This is a genomic window from Escherichia sp. Lx600-2, from assembly GCF_036662595.1.
In the GTDB taxonomy this organism is placed as follows: Bacteria; Pseudomonadota; Gammaproteobacteria; order Enterobacterales; family Enterobacteriaceae; genus Escherichia; species Escherichia coli.
Window position 1 is genome coordinate 1 of the sequence record NZ_JAYQWM010000032.1, and the last position, 18,891, is coordinate 18,891.

20 protein-coding genes and 1 pseudogene are annotated in these 18,891 nt (G+C 52.3%); 10 read left to right on the top strand and 11 right to left on the bottom strand.

What is annotated here, in order from left to right:
• Nucleotides 1–69: 69 nt before the first annotated feature.
• From OQV04_RS13245 to cueR, 3 genes and pseudogenes are all read left to right on the top strand, one after another.
• Nucleotides 70–1,779, top strand: a pseudogene (locus tag OQV04_RS13245) (type I secretion system permease/ATPase); the annotation flags it as partial.
• Nucleotides 1,776–2,951: an HlyD family type I secretion periplasmic adaptor subunit gene (locus OQV04_RS13250; RefSeq protein ID WP_032280420.1), complete on the top strand. Its 1,176-nt coding sequence runs from the start codon at nt 1,776–1,778 to the stop codon at nt 2,949–2,951. The pseudogene OQV04_RS13245 and the gene OQV04_RS13250, both read left to right, overlap by 4 nt.
• Complete coding sequence (gene cueR / locus OQV04_RS13255; protein WP_001026752.1) at nt 2,948–3,355, top strand: Cu(I)-responsive transcriptional regulator; 408 nt, start codon at nt 2,948–2,950, stop codon at nt 3,353–3,355. Before OQV04_RS13250 ends, cueR begins: the two co-directional genes overlap by 4 nt.
• Before the next feature lie 3 nt (nt 3,356–3,358).
• Here the strand turns inward: cueR and OQV04_RS13260 are convergent, their stop codons facing one another.
• The 3 genes from OQV04_RS13260 to OQV04_RS13270 all read right to left on the bottom strand — a co-directional run bounded on the left by OQV04_RS13260 (nt 3,359) and on the right by OQV04_RS13270 (nt 5,083).
• A complete protein-coding gene (locus OQV04_RS13260) occupies nt 3,359–3,562 on the bottom strand; it encodes a hypothetical protein (RefSeq protein ID WP_000664216.1) in 204 nt (67 codons plus the stop codon).
• Entirely contained in the window at nt 3,559–3,981 is a 423-nt protein-coding gene (locus OQV04_RS13265) for a hypothetical protein (protein WP_032280421.1), read from the bottom strand. Before OQV04_RS13265 ends, OQV04_RS13260 begins: the two co-directional genes overlap by 4 nt.
• A gap of 85 nt (nt 3,982–4,066) precedes the next feature.
• Nucleotides 4,067–5,083: a YadA family autotransporter adhesin gene (locus OQV04_RS13270; protein ID WP_032280422.1), complete on the bottom strand. Its 1,017-nt coding sequence runs from the start codon at nt 5,081–5,083 to the stop codon at nt 4,067–4,069.
• 366 nt (nt 5,084–5,449) lie between these two features.
• On the opposite strand from OQV04_RS13270, the gene OQV04_RS13275 reads away from it, so the two are divergent.
• Nucleotides 5,450–5,812, top strand: coding sequence for a hypothetical protein (locus OQV04_RS13275; RefSeq protein WP_001001644.1), 363 nt, complete (start codon nt 5,450–5,452; stop codon nt 5,810–5,812).
• A gap of 102 nt (nt 5,813–5,914) precedes the next feature.
• Here the strand turns inward: OQV04_RS13275 and OQV04_RS13280 are convergent, their stop codons facing one another.
• Both OQV04_RS13280 and OQV04_RS13285 read right to left on the bottom strand, forming a co-directional pair.
• Nucleotides 5,915–6,373: an NfeD family protein gene (locus OQV04_RS13280; RefSeq protein ID WP_000970331.1), complete on the bottom strand. Its 459-nt coding sequence runs from the start codon at nt 6,371–6,373 to the stop codon at nt 5,915–5,917.
• Complete coding sequence (locus OQV04_RS13285) at nt 6,370–7,287, bottom strand: SPFH domain-containing protein (RefSeq protein ID WP_274446675.1); 918 nt, start codon at nt 7,285–7,287, stop codon at nt 6,370–6,372. The genes OQV04_RS13280 and OQV04_RS13285 overlap by 4 nt, the downstream gene beginning before the upstream one ends.
• A 145-nt stretch (nt 7,288–7,432) precedes the next feature.
• Here OQV04_RS13285 and fetA point away from each other — a divergent pair, with 145 nt between their 5' ends.
• Both fetA and fetB read left to right on the top strand, forming a co-directional pair.
• Nucleotides 7,433–8,110, top strand: a complete 678-nt coding sequence (fetA, locus tag OQV04_RS13290; protein ID WP_032280425.1) for an iron efflux ABC transporter ATP-binding subunit FetA — start codon at nt 7,433–7,435, stop codon at nt 8,108–8,110.
• Nucleotides 8,097–8,876 (top strand): iron efflux ABC transporter permease subunit FetB, encoded by a 780-nt coding sequence (gene fetB, locus OQV04_RS13295; protein WP_032280426.1) that lies wholly within the window; start codon nt 8,097–8,099, stop codon nt 8,874–8,876. The genes fetA and fetB overlap by 14 nt, the downstream gene beginning before the upstream one ends.
• Before the next feature lie 62 nt (nt 8,877–8,938).
• On the opposite strand, the gene cnoX is transcribed toward fetB, so the two are convergent.
• The 3 genes from cnoX to tesA are packed head-to-tail and all read right to left on the bottom strand — an operon-like array spanning nt 8,939 to nt 11,276.
• Nucleotides 8,939–9,793 carry a chaperedoxin gene (cnoX, locus tag OQV04_RS13300; RefSeq protein ID WP_001295322.1) on the bottom strand — a complete coding sequence of 285 codons (855 nt, stop codon included), beginning with the start codon at nt 9,791–9,793 and terminating at the stop codon, nt 8,939–8,941.
• Nucleotides 9,794–9,853: 60 nt separating this feature from the next.
• Nucleotides 9,854–10,663, bottom strand: a complete 810-nt coding sequence (gene ybbO / locus OQV04_RS13305; protein WP_000148959.1) for an NADP(+)-dependent aldehyde reductase — start codon at nt 10,661–10,663, stop codon at nt 9,854–9,856.
• Nucleotides 10,653–11,276 carry a multifunctional acyl-CoA thioesterase I/protease I/lysophospholipase L1 gene (gene tesA, locus OQV04_RS13310; protein ID WP_001295836.1) on the bottom strand — a complete coding sequence of 208 codons (624 nt, stop codon included), beginning with the start codon at nt 11,274–11,276 and terminating at the stop codon, nt 10,653–10,655. The genes ybbO and tesA overlap by 11 nt, the downstream gene beginning before the upstream one ends.
• On the opposite strand from tesA, the gene ybbA reads away from it, so the two are divergent.
• Nucleotides 11,247–11,933: a putative ABC transporter ATP-binding protein YbbA gene (gene ybbA / locus OQV04_RS13315; protein ID WP_001110573.1), complete on the top strand. Its 687-nt coding sequence runs from the start codon at nt 11,247–11,249 to the stop codon at nt 11,931–11,933. The two genes, tesA and ybbA, sit on opposite strands and share 30 nt — an antisense overlap.
• Nucleotides 11,930–14,344 (top strand): putative ABC transporter permease subunit YbbP, encoded by a 2,415-nt coding sequence (gene ybbP / locus OQV04_RS13320; protein ID WP_032288163.1) that lies wholly within the window; start codon nt 11,930–11,932, stop codon nt 14,342–14,344. The genes ybbA and ybbP overlap by 4 nt, the downstream gene beginning before the upstream one ends.
• A 317-nt stretch (nt 14,345–14,661) precedes the next feature.
• Here ybbP and dinQ read toward each other — a convergent pair whose 3' ends face one another.
• The 3 genes from dinQ to allS form a co-directional block, all read right to left on the bottom strand.
• Nucleotides 14,662–14,817, bottom strand: a complete 156-nt coding sequence (gene dinQ, locus OQV04_RS25070; protein ID WP_001308457.1) for a damage-inducible type I toxin DinQ — start codon at nt 14,815–14,817, stop codon at nt 14,662–14,664.
• 339 nt (nt 14,818–15,156) lie between these two features.
• Nucleotides 15,157–16,251, bottom strand: a complete 1,095-nt coding sequence (mnmH, locus tag OQV04_RS13325) for a tRNA 2-selenouridine(34) synthase MnmH (protein WP_032280428.1) — start codon at nt 16,249–16,251, stop codon at nt 15,157–15,159.
• Between the two features lie 68 nt (nt 16,252–16,319).
• The gene (allS, locus tag OQV04_RS13330) at nt 16,320–17,246 is read right to left on the bottom strand and encodes an HTH-type transcriptional activator AllS (RefSeq protein WP_000460145.1); all 927 of its coding nucleotides are present in this window, start codon (nt 17,244–17,246) and stop codon (nt 16,320–16,322) included.
• A 229-nt stretch (nt 17,247–17,475) separates the two neighbouring features.
• Between allS and allA the strand changes: the two genes are divergently transcribed.
• Nucleotides 17,476–17,958: an ureidoglycolate lyase gene (gene allA, locus OQV04_RS13335; protein ID WP_000776388.1), complete on the top strand. Its 483-nt coding sequence runs from the start codon at nt 17,476–17,478 to the stop codon at nt 17,956–17,958.
• 77 nt (nt 17,959–18,035) lie between these two features.
• Nucleotides 18,036–18,851, top strand: coding sequence for an HTH-type transcriptional repressor AllR (gene allR / locus OQV04_RS13340; protein WP_000141275.1), 816 nt, complete (start codon nt 18,036–18,038; stop codon nt 18,849–18,851).
• The last annotated feature ends 40 nt before the right edge of the window (nt 18,852–18,891 follow it).

The window sequence follows — 18,891 nt, forward strand, 5'->3', positions numbered from 1 at the left end:
ATCGGCTCAAACATGAAGAAATGAAATGACTGAGTCAGCCGAGAAGAATTTCCCCGCTTATTCGCACCTTCCCTAAAAGACTGGCGGCGCTATGGCGATATTATGCTGGCGTCACTGGTGGCGAACGTGCTGGCGCTGGCAGCGATGATTTTCTCGATGCAGGTTTACGACCGGGTGGTTCCGGCGCAATCGTACCCGACGCTATGGGTGCTGTTCGCCGGGGTGATGATGGCGATCCTGTTTGAGTTCTGTATGCGCATGGTGCGCACGCATCTTTCTGATGTGATCGGCAAGCGGGCGGATCTGCGTATTTCGGATCGCGTTTTTGGTCACGCATTACGGCTGAAAAACAACGTGCGATCGAAATCCACCGGCTCGTTTATCTCGCAGATCCGCGAACTGGAATCGGTGCGGGAGCTGATTACTTCCACCACTATCGGCGCGGTGGCGGATCTGCCGTTCTTCCTGCTGTTTGTTTTTATTCTGTGGATGATCGGCGGCTGGCTGGTGCTGGTGGTTTTGCTGGCGCTGCCGTTGCTGGTGATCCCCGGCCTGCTGGTGCAACGCCCGCTGGCGCGGCTGGCGAACGAAGGAATGCGCGAGTCAGCGGTACGCAACGCTACGCTGGTGGAAGCCGTGCAGTCGATTGAAGATATTAAACTGCTGCGCGCCGAACAGCGTTTCCAGAATCAGTGGAATCACACCAACGATGTGGCCTCGTCCATCAGCATGAAGCAACGTTTTCTCACCGGGCTACTGCTCACCTGGACCCAGGAAGTGCAATCCATCGTCTACGTCGTGGTGCTGTTGGTGGGCTGCTTTATGGTGATGAACGGCGACATGACCACCGGCGCACTGGTCGGGACGACGATCCTGGCTTCGCGCACCATCGCGCCGCTGTCGCAGATATCCGGCGTGCTCTCGCGCTGGCAGCAGGCGAAAGTAGCACGTAACGGCCTTGATGAACTGATGAAGCGTCCCGTGGATCAGCCGGAACACGGCAAACTGGTGCATAAAGCGGTGCTGCACGGTAATTATCAGTTCAGCAACGCGGTGTTTTATTACGACGAAGAAGAGAAGATTGCCGATGTAGCGATTGGCAAACTCAACATTCAGGCTGGTGAGAAAATCGCCATTCTCGGGCGCAACGGCGCGGGTAAATCGACGCTACTGCAAATGCTCGCCGGAATGCGTATCGCCCAGCAGGGGCAGGTGTTGCTGGATAACATCAGTATCGGGCAGCTTGATCCGGCGGATCTGCGGCGCGACATGGGGCTACTCAGCCAGACCGGGCGACTGTTCTTTGGTTCGCTGCGGGAAAACCTCACCATGGGGATGCCGGAAGCCAGCGATGAAGATATCGAACGCGCGTTAACCCTCAGCGGAGCGCTGCCCTTTGTGCAGAAGCAGAAAAACGGTCTCAACTACATGATTCAGGAAGGAGGATTTGGCCTCTCTGGTGGCCAGCGGCAAACGCTGCTGCTGGCGCGGCTACTCATCTCTCAACCCAATATCGTGCTGCTCGACGAACCCAGCGCCTCGCTGGACGAAATGGCGGAAGCGTATTTAATCGAACAACTGAAACAGTGGATTGGGCATCGCACGCTGGTCATCGCCACTCACCGCACGGCGATGCTGCAACTGGTGGACCGCATTATCGTGATGGATCAGGGGCGGATTGTAATGGACGGCGCGAAAGAGGCCATTTTGCGTGAACAGGGCGAACCCACGGCGCGACGGGTGGTGTTGCAGGAAAAGAATAAGGGGTCTGCCGCATGAACGGACAACTGCAATATAACCGTGGCCTGACTGAACCCCGCCTGCCGCGTTCGGCGTTGGCGGTACGCGTTACTGCTGTGATGCTGTTTTGTTTTCTTGGCTGGGCGTGGTACTTCCAGCTTGATGAAGTCACCACCGGCAGCGGCACGGTAGAACCTTCCGGGCGCGAACAGGTGGTGCAGTCGCTGGAAGGCGGAATTCTGTATCATCTGAACGTGAAAGTTGGCGATATAGTTGAACAGGGCCAGCCGCTGGCGCAGCTTAACCGCACTAAAACGGAATCCGACGTCCAGGAAGCGATGTCGCGGCTGTACGCTGCGCTGGCAACCTCGGCGCGGCTGCGGGCGGAAGTGAGCAATAAACCGCTGGTCTTCCCTGACGAACTGAATAAATTCCCCGAACTTATCGAGTCGGAAACGGCGTTGTACAACACTCGCCGCGACGGGTTGAACAAAGCCACCACCGGGCTGACGCAGGGGAGCAGTCTGGTCAATCGCGAACTGGCGATGACCCAGTCGCTGGTAAAACAGGGGGCAGCGAGCAGCGTCGAAGTACTGCGCCTGCAACGCCAGGTCAATGAACTGGAAAACAAACTTAGCGACGTGCGCACGCAATACTACGTACAGGCGCGGGAAGAGTTAGCGAAAGCCAATGCGGAAGTGGAAACCCAGCGTTCGGTGATCCGTGGGCGTGAAGACTCCCTCACCAGGCTCAACTTTACTGCGCCAGTTCGTGGCATTGTTCAGGATATTGACGTCACCACAGTTGGCGGCGTCATTGCCCCCGGTGGTAAACTGATGACCATCGTGCCGCTGGATGAGCAACTGCTGATTGAGGCAAAAATCTCCCCGCGCGATGTGGCGTTTATCCATCCGGGGCAAAAATCGCTGGTGAAAATAACTGCCTACGATTACTCCATCTACGGCGGCCTGCCGGGAGAAGTAGGGGTGATATCACCAGACACCGTGCAGGATGAAGTGCGGCGCGATGTTTATTACTATCGGGTGTACATTCGCACTTTCAGCAACCATCTGGAAAACAAAAGCAAACAGCAGTTTCCGATATTCCCCGGTATGGTGGCGACGGTCGATATCCGCACCGGCAAAAAAAGCGTGCTGGATTATCTGTTGAAACCCTTTAACAAAGCACAGGAGGCGTTGCGCGAACGATGAACATTAGCGATGTAGCAAAAATTACCGGCCTGACCAGCAAAGCCATTCGCTTCTATGAAGAGAAGGGGCTGGTGACGCCGCCGATGCGCAGCGAAAATGGTTATCGAACCTACACGCAGCAGCATCTCAACGAATTGACCTTACTGCGCCAGGCGCGCCAGGTGGGCTTTAACCTGGAAGAGAGCGGCGAGCTGGTGAATCTGTTTAACGACCCGCAGCGTCACAGTGCCGACGTCAAACGTCGTACGCTGGAGAAGGTGGCGGAGATCGAACGGCATATCGAAGAACTGCAATCTATGCGCAACCAGCTACTGGCGCTGGCGAATGCCTGCCCCGGTGATGACAGCGCCGACTGTCCGATTATCGAAAATCTCTCCGGCTGCTGTCATCATCGGGCGGGGTGAAAATCAGTTAATTCCCGTTTGCACCGAAAGAATATGCTGCAAACTTTCTACCATAATGCGCCCCGACTGAAATAAGCCTTCCTGGATTTCATTGTTAACATTCACAGCGTGAACCAGGGAGGCTAATAATACTACTTGCAAGAAGGCAAAAATAAACGCACCGATAATCATAATATGCGTCAGGGGTATTTTCCTTTGTTCCTTCATTTTAAATAACCCACAAACTGGCCTTCTTTCATTAAGGCGACTTTTCCTGTGTGATGATAAACAATGACGTTATACAGACCTGACTGATAAACAGTGGCATCTTTATTGTCTTCATCAATTGCACATAATGAATCATTGAGATAAGCAAAGTTTTTACTGCTCATTCTAAAGGTCATGCCAAATCCTTTATAAATGGCTTTCTTTGCCGCCTGGGCGTGTTGTGCGGCTTCTGCATTTTTAAATGCCTGTGCCTCGGATGCACTTAAAATAGCCGCCTGACGCTGCTGTTCTGCGAGATAACAGGTGTCATGGCTGACGCCCTGCGCCTGGCAATCTGCGATGCGGGAAGCGGGTGAGCTACAGCCAGCCAGTAATATAACCGCCAGCAGGGAAAACGATTTAATGGAGCTATTCATCATTGTTAACCTTAAATAATGTACAAATTAATGAAGAGGTGAAAACCGGCAAGCTTCCTTGCTCTTATTTATATTGAGGATTGAAATATTAGAACGAATATCCCACGCCGACACCCGCGCCGAAATCAGATTGTGTATCCGCAGAGACACCGGCTTTAATCACGGTATGCGTTCCGGCATTAAAAGATGTTCCTACAGACACCGCAGATTCACCGTTGAAGGTTCCCGCTCCCGCTGACACCATCATCAAGTCACCGGTTTTCACCTGGGGTTGTGAGGCGATAGCGATGGCAGATGCAGTTCCCGCATTGGCTTCTTTACGATTATCCTCAACTTCGTTTTTCAGCGAACTGAAATGGTTATTGAGCGTGTTAATTTGCTGGCTGTTATCTGCAACCCGTTTTTGGGTGTTGGTTAACTGTTGGTGCGTTTGGGTTACGTCTTGTGACAGGCTGTCAATTTGTTCATGTGCCTGGGCAGACTCCTGCGCCAGACTTTGCATTTGTTTATCGTATTGAGTCCTTTCATTTTGCTGTTGTGCTGCCACATCGGTTGTCAGCGCATTCATTTTCTGCCCTTGTTCAGTGGTGGTGCGCTGATAAGCCTCATTTTGAGCCGCCAGTCTGGCATTAATCATCTCCTGATAATGCGCGGTATTTTGCGTATCTCCAGTCGCGGCGAGCGTTTTTTGTGTGGCTACGATCTGCGCCTGTTGCTCTGTAATTTGCGTTTGCTGGGCGTCAGTTACCGCAGACTGTCGGGCGTTGATCATGCTCTGATAACGGGCAGTTGTCTGTACATCACCTGTAGCGGCAACGGTTTTTTGTCCTGCGTCAGGATCTGTCTGGACAGTGGGAGTCTGAGTGGTATCAGGTGTTTCAGAAGGGATGTAGTGATGTTCAGTCAAATAGGTATACGCAGCGGGGCTGTTGTCTGTGCGTTCTAAAAAGCGGGTAATCTTCTGCTCAATCTCCGATTGCGACATGCCAGAGTTAATGGCTGAAAGCTCTGTTGCCGCCGCTTCAATGGTATCACCAGCTAAAACAACAGGGCTAGATGTTGCTGAAATTATGAGTGCCAGTAAAGCTACGTTTACAGTTTTCATTCATTTTCTCTTGTTCAAAATAAGTCGTATTAATGTTTCTATAAGAAACAAATAATATTGTTTTAAGAAATAAACTGCGTTGCAATTTGATCGAAATCTACGCCGCCATTTATGTGATGTAAAGCGCATTTTTGTTTGGTGTAAGCGTAAATACCACCAATAAGAAACAAAAATTGTTTCTTTTATAAATAAAAAAGGAAAACATTTCGTGCTCTTTCAATGTAAAAAAGAGTAAAGACTAGTTTTGATAAGCGAAATAAATTCTGTTTCTGGACTAAACGTGAAGCGGTTCCTGATGTGTGCTAAAATGCGTTTCTTTGATAAATCTCAATTTTTAAGAGGTTTACGCCAGGCAGGAAAATTTAAATGAATGAATTTGAGAAGATTTTTAATGAAATGAATCTGGACCGGGCATTGCTACCGATCCTTTTTCGTTCGAACCGGTCGACAGTGTGGAAGTATTTAAGCGGCGATAGTACGGCTCCTGCCTCTGCCATGTCGCTGATTATGCTGTTGCAGTTGATACAGAAACGAAACCCCGATCTGTTAGCCGAATGGTTAACGCTTTCTGATTTCACCATTCCGCCAGAAGTTTACCTGGACCAGCCTGATTACTGGAAAGGGTGGGTGTATACCCAACACAAGGTCAATAAAAACGTCCTGGAATATCTAAAAAAACACTATCCGGATGAAGACCAAAAAAGTATGGGTAAAGGCAGGGAAGAGTAATTTTGCCTCTACTCGGCTATATGCCGGATGCGGCGCAAGCGCCTTATCTGGCCTACGATTCGGGCATATTTTGTAGGCATGATAAGACGCGTCAGCGTCGCATCAGGCGATGACCGCACGGATGATCAGCGTTATCCCTTCTATCGCAATGACTTCAACATGCGTACCTGCGCCGAGATCCTCGCTGGCGCTGACAGGCCATGAACTGTCACCGACGCGCATATGACCGCGCCCGTTGACCAGCGGAGATTCCAGCACAAAACGTCGGCCAATCAGCTGCTGCCCGCGCTGGTTTAAATGACTGTCGCTGTGCTTTTGTTCGCGCACCCGCCGCGACAACCATTTCCACCACAGCCAGGCGGCGAGCAGCGTCAGGACGGCAAACATCACCCCTTGCCACTCCCAACCCAGCGGCACCAGCCAGACCACCAGGCCGGTAATCACCGCTGCCACGCCACTCCACAACAAATAACCATTTCCGCCCAGCATCTCGGCTGCTAGCAGCAACCCGCCGAGACTGAGCCAGAAAATATGTGGATGAACGACCATTAACTCCATCATTGCTGAGTCCGTTTGTTGGCGCTGTCTTTCACCAGCTCGGCAATCCCGGCAATCGACCCCATCAGGTTGCTGGCCTCTAATGGCATCATCACTACTTTGCTGTTACTGGAGGAACCGATCTGCTGTAACGCTTCGGTGTATTTCTGCGCTACGAAGTAATTCACCGCCTGAATATCGCCGGAGGCAATGGCTTCAGACACCATTTTGGTGGCGCGGGCTTCTGCTTCAGCGGAACGTTCACGCGCTTCAGCCTGTAAAAACGCCGACTGACGTTCGCCTTCCGCTTTCAGGATCTGCGACTGTTTTTCACCTTCGGCTTTGAGGATTTCCGCCTGACGGATCCCTTCCGCTTCAAGAATGTAAGCGCGTTTGGTACGTTCCGCTTTCATCTGCGCGTTCATTGAAGAGATAAGCTCTGCCGGTGGGCGCACGTCGCGAATTTCAATACGGGTGACTTTAATCCCCCACGGGTTGGTGGCTTCATCGACAATACGCAGCAGGCGTGAGTTGATGCTGTCGCGCTGAGAGAGCATTTCGTCAAGTTCCATTGAACCCAACACGGTACGGATGTTAGTCATGGTCAGGTTGATGATCGCCAGCTCCAGATTGCTGACTTCATAGGCAGCGCGTGGCGCGTCAATCACCTGAATAAAACAGACTGCGTCGATGGTAACGTTGGCGTTATCTTTCGAGATAACTTCCTGGGAAGGGATATCGAGCACTTGCTCCATCATATTGATCTTGCGACCAATGCGATCCATAAACGGCACCACCAGACTGAGCCCCGGCTGTAACGTTTTGGTATAGCGACCAAAACGTTCTACCGTCCATTGATAGCCCTGCGGCACGATTTTGACGCCCGCGCCGACAATGACCAGCGCGACAAAAATGAGAATCGGGATAAAGATAAGCATCGGAAAAACCTCCTGTTGTACCGTCCATAATCAGCAAAATTGCTGCTTGATTAAACAAATTATACCTGATTACTGAAAGAGAGTTCCCCCTTATTCCTGCGAAGGATAAACTGTTTTTAGTAAAAATCAGAAAAAGGGAACAGCGATGCAGGAAAATAGTCCTTTGCTTCAGCTACAAAACGTAGGATATCTGGCGGGTGATGCGAAGATTCTTAATAACATCAATTTTTCGCTGCGTGCTGGCGAATTTAAGTTAATTACCGGTCCTTCTGGTTGTGGCAAAAGTACGCTGCTAAAAATAGTTGCTTCATTGATCAGCCCAACCAGCGGAACGTTACTGTTTGAAGGGGAGGATGTCAGCACACTAAAGCCAGAAATCTACCGCCAGCAAGTTTCTTACTGCGCCCAGACGCCGACGCTGTTTGGCGATACGGTATACGATAACCTGATTTTTCCCTGGCAGATCCGTAACCAGCAGCCTGACCCGGCCATTTTTCTCGATTTTCTCGAACGCTTCGCTTTGCCGGACAGCGTTTTGACGAAGAATATCGCCGAGCTATCTGGTGGTGAAAAACAACGCATCTCATTGATTCGTAACCTGCAATTTATGCCGAAGGTTTTATTGCTGGATGAAATAACCAGTGCGCTGGATGAAAGTAATAAACATAACGTCAATGAGATGATCCATCGTTATGTGCGCGAGCAAAATATTGCCGTGCTGTGGGTGACACACGATAAAGACGAAATTAATCATGCGGATAAAGTGATTACACTGCAACCGCATGCCGGAGAAATGCAGGAAGCACGCTATGAACACGCATAATATTACTAACGAATCATTAGCACTGTCATTAATGCTGGTGGTGGTGGCAATCTTAATTAGCCATAAAGAAAAACTGGCGCTGGAGAAAGATATTCTCTGGAGCGTCGGGCGAGCGATAATTCAGCTGATTATTGTCGGCTATGTGCTGAAGTATATTTTCAGCGTGGATGATGCCAGCCTGACATTATTGATGGTGTTATTTATCTGCTTTAATGCGGCGTGGAACGCGCAAAAACGCAGTAAATATATTGCTAAAGCTTTTATCTCATCGTTTATTGCCATTACGGTCGGGGCGGGAATTACCCTGGCGGTGCTGATTCTCTCAGGGTCGATTGAATTTATCCCGATGCAGGTGATCCCTATCGCCGGGATGATAGCCGGTAACGCCATGGTAGCGGTGGGGTTGTGTTACAACAATTTAGGGCAACGGGTGATTAGCGAACAGCAACAGATTCAGGAGAAACTGAGTCTTGGCGCGACGCCGAAGCAGGCTTCAGCGATATTGATTCGCGACAGTATTCGCGCGGCTTTAATTCCGACGGTCGATTCAGCAAAAACGGTTGGCTTAGTGAGTTTACCAGGAATGATGTCCGGGCTGATATTTGCCGGGATTGATCCGGTGAAGGCGATTAAATATCAGATTATGGTAACTTTTATGCTGCTCTCAACCGCCAGCTTGTCGACCATTATTGCCTGCTATTTAACCTATCGTAAGTTTTATAATTCGCGCCACCAGTTGGTGGTGACGCAATTGAAGAAGAAATGATGCGATGCCGGATGCGCAGCATCGCATCCGGCGTTGTGGTTCATGTGCCGATCAACGGAATATCAATACAACAATGCATACAGCTGGCGGCGATACTTCGACGCCAGTGCATCACCCGTACCCAGCGCAGCGAGGATCTCCTGGAACGTTTTACGCGTCTGACCGTCTGCGGCGGTGAGATCTTTACGCAGATGCCCGAACAGCAACTCCAGCGCCTCTTCATTGCGCCCAACCTGATGCAGTTGCAGCGCCAGTTGCGTCGCCAGTGCGGCATCTTCTGGATTCTCCGCCACCTGCTGTTGCAACTGTTGAATTTCCGGCGTATCAGCCGCCTGCTTCAGCAGTTCGATTTGCGCCACCAGCCCCTGGTAGCGGGTGTCCTGATCCTGTAACGGAATGGTTTTCAGCACCGCTTCTGCATCTTCAGAACGGTTCAGCGCAATCAGCGTTTCTGCCAACAGCAGGCCGATCTCCCCGTTCTGATTCGACAACTGCCAGGCGTCTTTCAGCAATGGCAGGGCATCGGTGTAATTGCCTTCCTGCATCAGTTGCATCGCCTGCTGCGCTTTCAGCTCTTCTTCGCGCGGCAGCACTTTATCCAGCAGGGCGCGGATCGCCTCTTCCGGTTGCGGCCCCTGGAAGCCGTCTACCGGTTGCCCGTTCTGGAACAGATATACGGTCGGAATCGCGCGCAGACCAAACTGGGCGGCAATCATCTGCTCCGCGTCGCAGTCCAGCTTCGCCAGAATAAATTGCCCGTTGTACTGCGCCGCAAGGCTTTCCAGAATTGGGGTTAACTGCAAACAGTGCTGGCTACGTTCAGACCAAAAATAGAACAGCACCGGAGTGGTCATCGACTGTTCAAGAACCTGTTGCAGGTTAGATTCGTTAATGTTGACAATATTTTCTACGGACATGGAGTCGCTCTCTGTTGTCGATATTTTCTTTGACATGGGGGCTTAAGCGCGCGCTTCAACTCACCCCTGCAATATTTTGTCCATCACGCGCCCCGGCAGCAGGCGCTTAAGTACCATTACCGCCCAGGTCACCAGCGTTACCGGATAGCGCATCTTCGGCTTCTCGCTAATAAAAGCATGGCGCACTTTGTCCACCACCGCTTCCGGCCCCAACGTAAAGCGAGCAGCGATGCCGGGATTTTCGACTGGTTTATCACTTTGCGTCTGGTTGACGTTGTCGGTGAAGCGAGTACGAATGGGACCGGGTTCGATCAGGCTGACTTTAATTCCGCTGTGGCGTAGCTCCATGCGCAGCGCGTCTGACCACGCCTCCAGCGCATATTTACTGGCCGCGTAAGCGCCACGACCCGGCGTGGAGATTAATCCCATCACCGATGAGGTCATCACAATACGCCCTTCACCGTGCGGTAACATCGCGGGTAACAGGCGCATGGTGAGCTGGTGTGCGCCGAAAAAGTTGGCGGAAAACTGCTGTTCCATCTGCGCACGGCTGATGGTGGAAAGGGGGCCATACATGCCGAATCCGGCATTGTTAAAGATCCCATACAGACAATTATCGGTCAGGGCGATCACCTCGTCGGCTGCGCGATCAACACTTTCTGGTGAATCCAGATCGATCAACACGCCGGTAAATCCCATGCTGTTCATGCGCTCAACATCATCCGGTTTCCGGCAACCTGCCAGCACATGAAAACCCTGGCGTTTTAATTCGAGCGCGCTTTCCAGGCCAATTCCACTGGAACATCCGGTAATTAAGACCGATTTTTGCATAACTTTACCTGTCAGGATCTCCGTTGCTTTATGAGTCATGATTTACTAAAGGCTGCAACTGCTTCGCCATCCAGTCGGCAATAAACGGCTGGGCGTCGCGGTTGGGATGAATACCGTCATCCTGCATCCATTGTGGCTTGAGGTAGACCTCTTCCATAAAAAAGGGCAGCAGCGGAACATCAAACTCTTTGGCGAGTTTGGGGTAAATGGCGCTAAAGGCTTCATTATAACGGCGACCATAGTTTGCAGGCAGACGTATTTGCATTAACAATGGTTCAGCGTTGGCGGCTTTGACATCCTGCAAAATCTGACGCAGCGTTTGCTCGGTTTGCTGTGGCTGAAAACCACGCAAACCGTCATTGCCGCCCAGTTCAACCAGCACCCAGCGCGGCTGATGCTGTTTCAGCAGAGCCGGAAGGCGCGCCAGCCCTTGTTGCGAGGTGTCGCCGCTGATGCTGGCATTAACTACCGACGTTTTACTCTGCCACTTATCATTCAACAAGGCAGGCCAGGCCGCGCTGGCAGACATTCGATACCCGGCGCTCAGGCTATCACCCAGAATCAATAACGTGTCCGCTGCGGCGGCACGGAAGGTTAACAGGACCAGGAACAGGAAGGGCAAATGCCAGCGGAAAACATTGTTGAAGTTCATCATCTTAAGAAGTCCGTCGGTCAGGGGGAGCATGAACTCTCCATCCTCACCGGAGTTGAGTTGGTTGTCAAACGTGGCGAGACCATCGCACTGGTGGGCGAGTCGGGATCGGGTAAGTCAACCTTGCTGGCGATCCTCGCCGGGCTGGATGACGGCAGCAGTGGCGAAGTGAGTCTGGTGGGACAACCGCTACATAATATGGACGAAGAAGCGCGGGCAAAGTTGCGCGCGAAGCACGTCGGCTTTGTTTTTCAGTCATTTATGTTAATTCCTACCCTTAACGCGCTGGAAAACGTCGAGCTTCCGGCGCTGCTGCGCGGTGAGAGTAGCGCGGAAAGTCGTAACGGAGCGAAAGCGTTGCTCGAACAGTTAGGTCTGGGTAAACGTCTGGATCATCTTCCGGCACAGCTTTCCGGCGGTGAACAGCAACGAGTGGCGCTGGCACGAGCCTTTAACGGTCGACCTGATGTGCTGTTTGCCGACGAACCCACCGGCAACCTTGACCGCCAGACCGGCGATAAAATTGCCGACCTGCTGTTTTCCCTCAACCGTGAGCATGGCACCACGTTGATAATGGTGACCCACGACCTGCAACTGGCGGCACGCTGCGACCGCTGCTTACGGCTGGTGAACGGGCAGTTGCAGGAGGAAGCATGATTGCACGTTGGTTCTGGCGCGAATGGCGCTCGCCGTCGCTATTAATTGTCTGGCTGGCGCTAAGCCTGGCGGTGGCCTGCGTGCTGGCGCTGGGCAATATCAGCGATCGCATGGAGAAGGGCTTAAGCCAGCAAAGCCGTGAGTTTATAGCGGGCGATCGGGCGCTGCGCAGTTCGCGCGAAGTGCCGCAAGCATGGCTGGAGGAAGCGCAAAAGCGCGGCCTGAAAGTCGGCAAGCAGCTGACTTTCGCCACCATGACATTTGCAGGCGACACACCGCAGCTGGCGAACGTTAAAGCGGTGGATGATATCTACCCGATGTATGGCGATCTGCAAACCAATCCCCCTGGCCTGAAACCGCAGGCGGGCAGCGTATTGCTGGCCCCACGCCTGATGGCACTGCTTAACCTGAAAACGGGCGACACCATTGACGTGGGCGATGCCACCTTGCGGATTGCCGGAGAAGTGATTCAGGAACCGGATTCCGGTTTTAACCCCTTCCAGATGGCTCCGCGTCTGATGATGAATCTGGCGGATGTCGATAAAACCGGAGCCGTGCAGCCGGGGAGTCGGGTCACCTGGCGCTATAAATTCGGCGGCAGCGAGAACCAGCTCGACAGCTATGAGAAATGGTTGTTACCTCAGCTTAAACCCGAACAACGCTGGTACGGTCTGGAACAGGACGAAGGCGCGCTGGGGCGATCGATGGAACGCTCGCAACAGTTCCTGCTGCTTTCGGCGCTTCTGACCTTGCTGCTGGCAGTGGCAGCAGTGGCGGTAGCGATGAATCATTACTGTCGCAGTCGCTACGATCTGGTGGCGATCCTCAAAACGCTGGGGGCAGGGCGAGCGCAACTGCGTAAGCTAATCGTCGGTCAGTGGTTGATGGTGCTGACGCTTTCAGCCGTTGCCGGTGGGGCGATAGGCCTGTTGTTCGAAAACGTGTTGATGGTGCTGCTCAAGCCCGTTCTGCCTGCTGCACTACCGCCAGCCAGCCTCTGTCCGTGGCTGTGGGCGCTCGGCACCATGACAGTCATCTCGCTGCTGGTGGGGCTACGACCGTACCGCTTGTTGTTGGCAACGCAGCCTTTACGCGTATTACGTAATGATGTGGTAGCGAACGTCTGGCCGCTGAAGTTTTATCTGCCGATTGTCAGTGTGGTGGTTGTGCTGCTGCTCGCCGGATTAATGGGTGGCAGTATGCTGCTCTGGGCGGTGCTGGCGGGCGCGGTAGTACTGGCTTTGCTGTGCGGTGTGCTGGGCTGGATGCTGCTGAATGTACTTCGCCGCATGACGCTGAAATCGCTGCCTCTGCGCCTGGCGGTTAGCCGCCTGTTACGTCAGCCGTGGTCAACGTTAAGCCAGCTTTCGGCATTTTCGCTCTCCTTTATGCTGCTGGCACTGCTACTGGTGCTGCGTGGCGATTTGCTCGACCGCTGGCAGCAGCAGCTACCGCCAGAAAGCCCGAACTACTTTTTAATCAACCTCGCCACAGAACAGGTAGCACCGCTAAAAGCGTTCCTCGCGGAACATCAGATAGTCCCGGAATCGTTTTATCCGATGGTGCGGGCACGGCTGACGGCGATTAACGATAAGCCGACAGAAGGTAATGAAGATGAGGCGCTTAACCGCGAACTCAATCTTACCTGGCAAAATACGCGGCCCGATCATAATCCGATTGTCGCCGGTAACTGGCCGCCAAAAGCCGATGAAGTGTCGATGGAAGAGGGGCTGGCGAAACGCTTAAACGTTGCCCTCGGCGATACTGTGACTTTTATGGGCGATACCCAGGAGTTCCGCGCTAAAGTGACCAGCCTGCGCAAAGTGGACTGGGAAAGTCTGCGGCCTAATTTCTATTTTATTTTCCCTGAAGGGGCATTAGACGGGCAACCGCAGAGCTGGCTTACCAGTTTCCGCTGGGAGAATGGCAACGGCATGTTGACGCAACTCAACCGCCAGTTCCCTACCATTAGCCTGTTAGACATTGGCGCGATTTTAAAACAGGTCGGTCAGGTGCTGGAGCAGGTAAGTCGGGCGCTGGAGGTGATGGTGGTGCTGGTCACCGCCTGCGGTATGTTGCTGTTGCTGGCACAGGTGCAGGTGGGAATGCGTCAGCGTCATCAGGAGCTGGTGGTGTGGCGCACACTCGGTGCGGGGAAAAAACTGCTGCGTACCACGTTGTGGTGTGAGTTCGCCATGCTTGGGTTTGTTTCCGGCCTGGTGGCCGCAATTGGTGCGGAAACGGCACTGGCAGTGTTGCAGGCGAAAGTGTTTGATTTTCCGTGGGAGCCAGACTGGCGATTGTGGATTGTTCTGCCGTGCAGCGGTGCGCTGCTGCTGTCGCTTTGCGGCGGCTGGCTGGGCGCACGACTGGTTAAGGGTAAGGCGCTGTTCAGGCAGTTTGCGGGGTGATGACAGGTGTTAGATTGCCTGATGCGCTACGCTTATCAGGCCTACGAATATCGTGCAATATATTGATTTTGCAAGATTTTGTAGGCCGGATAAGGCGTTTGCGCCGCATCCGGCAGTTGTGCGGCGGTGCCTGATGCGACGCTGGCGCGTCTTATCATGCCTACAAAACTGCACTCAACCGTAGGCCGGATAAGGCGTTTACGCCGCATCTGGCATGAACAGTGTGCATTTTGGCAATAAATATGAAACCAACTGTCATGTCGGTTTTTTTAAAGGCCGAAGGTGGTAAACCTTCGGCCTTAGCGACGTTTCCTCAGTTATTCAATAAACTGACGGATCAGTTCCAGCAGCGCGATTAGCGCCTTAAGAACGATGAGAACTTTATCGAGAAAAGTTTTCATCCGTTGCTCCCTTAAGGGAGAAAGACAATCACAGCTTACCCTTACGTTGCCTGTAACTATGATTTTCTTCATGTGCTAGATGAGGACTGCCTCTCTCCAAATTAGAGCACCAGAATCAGCACCACCTGTATCCTGACCAGGACTTAAAAGTACTTTTCCGCACTGCGGTAATCCCTTGAGGCAGTATCACTACTAGCGTCGGGATTGTATCGCCAACATAGCTGTTTGAATATGTAGGCATCCTGACTTATAATTCACTTGCTAGATGAGGACTGTTTCATTTCTGCCCGGAACCACCAAGTCTTGGGCGGAAAAAATAAAAAAAACGACTGTCATGTCGGTTTTTTTATATCTGTATTCTGGTGCAACCATTCTGTTCTCACGACAATCGCCGTTTCAGAATACCGCCCATCACTGCGCCTTAACCCATTCCGCCACTTCCGCCCACTCACCGCGAAAGACAACTTTTTCCGCTTTTTTCTCAAGCTGATAGCGATACATTGGGTCGTAATACTCTTCAAGTAACGGCACCAGCCAGGCCAGATGACCGTCGGTGCTGCCGGTGGTGAGTTGCGTTGTCAGCGCTGCATCCAGCCTTGCAGCCAGTTCGTTATATCGCTGTAGCCCCAGCCGACGCTTAATAGCCGAAAGTCCGTGATGCAGGTATTCGCAATACTCCTGCCAGCCCTGTTCGTCGCCGTACGCGTGGGTAAAATCATGATGCATACGCAAGAAATACTCTTCGTTCAGGCGCTCAAGACGGATCTCAAACGGATCTTCTACCACCGCAATCGCCGCCTGAGTCATTCGCTCGCGCAGGCATTCCGGCAGGTGATTCGAACCGATCATCCGGCTTTCGTCTTCCAGCACCCACAGGCGCAAATTCTGACGGGCGTCGGTTTTTAGCATTTCGGCAGCCAGCAGGTTTTCAAAACTCGCCTGGCTAAGTTGTGGTTGTAAGGTGCGACCAAACGCCGAACCGCGATGACGCGCCAACCCTTCCAGATCAACACCGTTCGGCTGTTGCTGCACCAACAGCGTTTTACCGCTGCCGGTACAACCGCCAATCAGCACTATCGGTTTTTGTGTCAGTTCAATGGTCGCCTGAATCGCGGTCTGGCGCAGTGCCTTATAACCGCCTTCCACCAGCGGATAATCAATCCCCGCTGCATGCAACCAGCTTTGCACAATATGTGAGCGCTGACCGCCACGGGCGCAGCAGAGAATACCTTGCGGATTTTGCAGGCACGCTGCCCGCCAGGCGTCCATGCGCTGCTGACGAATTTCACCCGCAACCAGTTTATGTCCCAGCGCCAGCGCTGCGTCTGAGCCTTGCTGTTTATAGCAGGTGCCAACGGCGGCGCGTTCATCGTTATTCATTAACGGCAGATTGATAGCGGCGGGCATTGCGCCTTGCTCAAACTCTATAGGGGCGCGAACATCAATAATGGGCGTATCAGCAATCAGCAGGGCACGATAGTCCTGTTCCGTGTGTCTCTCTTGCATAGTTAAAAGTGAACCTCAAATCAGCTTGCGCGCTATTTTACGCGCCAACGCGCAAGGAAACTTGATTTTTAACTGCGTGGGTTGCCGAAAATTTCTAAAAATCCGCTGATTTCCGGCCTGCGCTGGGTAAACAAGGTCACAATATCTTCTACCGCTTTGCCGCTGCCAAATTTGCGCCATGCCAGACTCAATGGCGAAGGAGGGCGCATCGTTGGGATTACCCGGCTGACCAGTTGTTGATTATCGATCATTGACTGGCAAAGCGATTTTGGCAAAAAACCAATGCCAACGCCCGCCAGATGGGCGGCGATTTTCGTTTCCATATCGGGAACAATAATCTCTTTTTGACCCGGCAATCGCCAGGCGACGCGTTTGGTTAAGGTGCGGGCGCTGTCTTCAATATTGACCGCCGGAAAGCGCCGCAACTGCGCTTCTGTTAGCGGCTCTTCAACGTTCGCCAGCGGATGATCCGCCGCCATGACAAATCGCCATTGCACCGATCCTAAGGGATCAAGACTAAAGGTATTTGCCAGCGCCTCAGTTCCCGTGACGCCGATAGCCAGCGAAAAACCTTCGTACAATAGCGAGTCCCAGACGCCCATATAGATTTGTCGGGAGATGTGAAACTGGGTAAAGGGGTAACGCTCATTCAGCCACGCCAGCAACTGGGCGACGGCCTGGGGGTTATAGAGCAGGTTGTTGATGACAATATTCACCTGGCGTTCCACGCCATCATTCACCTGTTGCAGCTCGCTGGGCATACTTTCCAGCCAGCTCAGCCAGTCTCTGGCCTGGGAAAGTAGATGCTCGCCAGCCGCTGTCAACGTTACGCTACGAGTCGTACGGAAAAACAGCGCTACTCCGGTATTCTCTTCCAGAAGTTTAATGCGATAACTGATCGTCGCCGTGGTTTTACATAATCGTTCTGCCGCTTTTGAAAAACTTCCTGTTTCAGCAACCGCAATGAAAGTTCGCAAGGTTTCTGGATCGAACATCTTCAGGTATCCCCTTTTAAATCCGCAAGTTGCGTGATTTTCTTATCCTCTGATTTATCAGTATTTTTACATGATAACCCTGTTCAATTTGTGGACTAAATCTAGTTTTGGAAAAATATTCCAACTTTTGTATTGATGTTGTTCTCTTAAGGTTTTAGATTGCCTGTTATTGAAACCAAGCTGACCGGTCGGCGGTGGTTGAACGGAATTATGTTACAAGGACAAAAAGATGAAACTTCAGGTATTACCGTTAAGTCAGGAAGCCTTTAGTGCTTATGGCGACGTAATCGAAACGCAGCAACGGGATTTTTTCCATATTAACAATGGCCTGGTGGAGCGTTACCACGATTTGGCGCTGGTTGAGATTCTTGAGCAAGACCGTACGCTTATCAGCATTAACCGCGCGCAACCGGCGAATCTGCCGCTGACCATTCACGAACTCGAACGTCATCCGCTGGGTACTCAGGCCTTTATCCCGATGAAAGGTGAGGTGTTTGTGGTGGTCGTGGCGTTAGGTGACGACAAACCAGACCTGTCAACCCTGCGGGCGTTTATTACCAACGGCGAACAGGGAGTGAATTACCATCGTAACGTCTGGCATCACCCACTTTTCGCCTGGCAGCGCGTCACCGATTTTCTGACCATCGATCGCGGCGGCAGTGACAACTGTGATGTTGAAAGTATTCCTGAACAGGAACTCTGTTTTGCGTGACGCCTGCAACCGACTTGCATAAGATAAACTAATTGTTCATTGTTTATGCTCACTTGTAGGTCGGAGTTAACGTAGGTATGACGGAAGTTAGACGGCGCGGCAGGCCAGGACAGGCGGAGCCTGTGGCACAGAAGGGCGCACAGGCATTAGAGCGGGGAATTGCGATTCTGCAATATCTGGAAAAAAGTGGGGGAAGTTCGTCGGTTAGCGATATTTCTCTCAATCTGGATTTGCCGCTCTCCACGACCTTTCGCTTGCTGAAGGTTTTACAGGCAGCGGATTTTGTCTATCAGGACAGTCAGTTAGGCTGGTGGCATATAGGATTAGGTGTCTTTAACGTCGGTGCAGCGTACATCCATAACCGCGATGTCCTCTCCGTCGCCGGGCCGTTTATGCGCCGCCTGATGTTACTTTCCGGCGAAACGGTCAATGTCGCGATCCGTAACGGCAATGAAGCGGTATTAATTGGTCAGTTAGAGTGTAAATCGATGGTCAGGATGTGCGCGCCACTGGGCAGTCGTCTGCCACTGCATGCTTCCGGTGCGGGCAAAGCGCTGCTTTATCCGCTGGCGGAAGAGGAGTTGATGAGCATCATTCTGCAAACCGGTTTGCAGCAGTTTACGCCAACTACGCTTGTGGATATGCCCACCCTGCTGAAGGACCTGGAACAAGCGCGTGAACTGGGCTATACCGTAGATAAAGAAGAGCATGTTGTAGGCCTGAATTGCATAGCTTCAGCAATTTATGACGATGTCGGTAGTGTTGTTGCCGCTATCTCCATCTCCGGGCCTTCATCAAGACTGACAGAAGATCGTTTTGTCAGTCAGGGTGAGCTGGTCAGAGACACCGCCCGCGATATCAGCACGGCGTTGGGACTGAAAGCACATCCATAATGTCTGTCGCATCCCGCTCTGCGGAGCGGGTTTTTTTGAC